This is a genomic window from Chamaesiphon sp. OTE_20_metabat_361 (assembly GCF_031364565.1).
On the sequence record NZ_JANLWO010000280.1, the window covers coordinates 1 to 2,579 of the forward strand.

The 2,579-nt window shown below is 49.2% G+C and carries 3 protein-coding genes; 1 reads left to right on the forward strand and 2 read right to left on the reverse strand.

Features of this window, described 5'->3' with window-relative positions:
• Positions 1-107 precede the first annotated feature (107 nt).
• Positions 108-614: a phosphoribosyltransferase gene (locus RMO35_RS08190; RefSeq protein ID WP_396135629.1), complete on the forward strand. Its 507-nt coding sequence runs from the start codon at positions 108-110 to the stop codon at positions 612-614.
• On the opposite strand, the gene murQ is transcribed toward RMO35_RS08190, so the two are convergent.
• Positions 578-1,486 carry an N-acetylmuramic acid 6-phosphate etherase gene (gene murQ, locus RMO35_RS08195; protein ID WP_396135630.1) on the reverse strand — a complete coding sequence of 303 codons (909 nt, stop codon included), beginning with the start codon at positions 1,484-1,486 and terminating at the stop codon, positions 578-580. The genes RMO35_RS08190 and murQ overlap by 37 nt on opposite strands.
• A 299-nt stretch (positions 1,487-1,785) precedes the next feature.
• On the reverse strand, positions 1,786-2,579 hold a 794-nt coding region (locus RMO35_RS08200), incomplete at its 5' end, for a helix-turn-helix domain-containing protein (RefSeq protein ID WP_309740142.1).

Below are 2,579 nucleotides of genomic sequence, written 5' to 3' on the forward strand. Positions count from 1 at the left end.
ATTTCTGGATGCAAATCGCGCAACCAAATCGTTGTTTGTTGCAAAGTTACGCCCGAATCTACCAAGTCATCAACTATCAACTATCCACTATCCACTATCCACTATCCATGCTCGATTTAGATATCTCTTGGGATGAATACCACCAGTCGATCGAGCAATTAGCCGAGCGAATTTTTCAATCCAATTATGAATTCAACCAAATCGTTTGTCTGGCTAGAGGTGGCTTGCGAGTCGGCGATATTTTGTCGCGAATCTTCGATCGACCTTTGGCAATTCTAGCAGCTAGTTCCTACAGTGGCGATGGCGATCGACAACGAGGAAAACTCGCGATCGCCAGTCAGATTACCATGACTACCGAGCGGTTGGGCGATCGGATCTTACTAGTTGATGACTTGGTAGATTCGGGCGTAACTTTGCAACAAACAACGATTTGGTTGCGCGATTTGCATCCAGAAATTCAGACGCTCAAAACCGCAGTACTTTGGTATAAAGCTTGCTCGACTTATATTCCCGATCACTATGTTAGTTATCTCCCAAATAATCCCTGGATCCGCCAACCTTTCGAGAAATATGATGATTATAAACTATCGACAGCAGAGCGTAATTGTCCGTGATTTTGGGCGAGGATGGCTTCGGCTTTAGATCGATCGACTTTCGTCCAGTGCATTAATAAGGCAACTTTGACAGATTTACCGCTAGCTGTTAGTAATTCACTTGCCGTATCGCGCTCTAATTGCGTCAAATCTTGAATCATTTGCAACGCCCGATCGAGTAACTTAGTATTAGTAACAGCAACATCTACCATCCGATTGCCATAAACTTTACCCAACTTGACCATCGCGCCAGTAGAAAGAATATTTAGCGCCATCTTCGTCACAGTGCCTGATTTTAGCCGTGTAGACCCCGATAAAATTTCTGCCCCTACAGGTAATCTAATGTCGATATCGGCAATGCTAGCGACCTGATTTGCTGGCACACAGGCGATAAATACCGTCTTGGCTCCGCGTTGTTTGGCAGTCTCGATCGCACCGTGGACGTAGGGAGTGGTACCACCTGCGGTAATGCCCACTACTACATCATGCTCGCCGACGTTGCGCTCTACCATTGCCGCAGCACCATCGCTGGCGATATCTTCTAAGCCTTCGGAGCTTTTAATCAATGCGCCAGCACCACCTGCAAGGATGCCTTGGACTAGTTCGGGAGGGGTGCAAAATGTGGGGGGACACTCGGCTGCATCGAGGACGCCCAATCGTCCGCTGGTACCTGCGCCGATGTAGAATAGGCGTCCGCCTTGACGGAGGGAATCGGCAATTGTATCGATCGCACTAGCTAGTTCGACTCTAGCACCTGCGATCGCGTTGAGGGTGTTGATGTCTTCTTTGTTGAATAAGTCTACTATTTCTAGGGTGGTGAGTCGGTCGAGGTTGGCACTATTTACATTTACTTGCTCGGTGAGGAGGTGTCCGCGCGTGCTGAGGTTTTCGATCGTCATATTTAGCATTTCTTAACTGTTATTTGTAACAAGCATATCGGCAAACAATTGATACTTGTGAGTTGCGATTTTTCTAGCGGAGGCAGAACCCGGATCTGGGGGAGGCTTCCCCCAGACCCCCCGTTGAAAGGGGGAACGCCCCCTCTCAAACTCTCTGCGTATGGTTCGATTTGTGGGAAGCGTAGAGCGGCATTCACTTCATTACTGAATTTTTCCTGGAAGCTATTCGTTCGCGTAGCGTCGCCTGTGGCGAATTGATACTTATATTAATTACTAAAACTATTCCCTATCTCCTATTCCCTATCCCCTATCTTTGTAAATCTGGCTCTGACTAATTTGATTTCTTCGTAGGTATAATCATCGCCGAGATGGGCTTTAATGGGGGTGAGTTTTTCGGCTCCGACGATCGCGATGGCTTGTTCGATCGCGGTGGCTTTTTTGGCTGGTACGATTAAGTCTATCTCGACGCTGTACCCGCATTCGAGCAATTTGACGAGATGATCGAAGATCGTACTTTCGCGCATCGAGCGTCTAGTGGCGATATCTGCGAGGCTCATGCCTTGCTGGTAGAAATCGAGGGTTTGGAGGTGGGTGTGGGAGACATCGCTTTTGGTTGGTGGTGCGACGTAGAGTGGCGGCGTGGGATCGGATTCGGTTTGGATACTCAAGCCAGATTCGGTTCTGAAGGCGCGGATTTCGCCTGTGAACATTTCCCCATACTGAGCGAGTTTGCGCGCCCCTACGCCGGATATTTGGGCGAATTGGGCGAGGGTTTGAGGTTGTTGCTGCGCCATCAATCTCAGGCTGGAGTCGGCGAAGATGACATAGGGGGCAACTTTATTGGCATCGGCGTACTGTTTGCGGAGTTTGTGGAGGCGGTTGTAGAGTGCTTGCGCCTCGGCGGTGTTGGCGCTGACATCGGTGGCTTCGACGGTTGGTTTGAGGGGGGAAATCGCAATTTCGACTTTGCGCTGGCTTTTGAGGATTTCCATGCTCGTTGCATTGAGCGTCAAGACAGAGTAACCATCGCTGGTTTCATCGACTAAACCTTGATGGAGTAGGGATCTTCCCAGCATCCGCCATTCAT

Excerpts from the sequence above, each read along its gene's own strand:
- RMO35_RS08190 (WP_396135629.1), top strand. The coding sequence starts at position 108 with ATGCTCGATTTAGATATCTCTTGGGATGAATACCACCAGTCGATCGAG.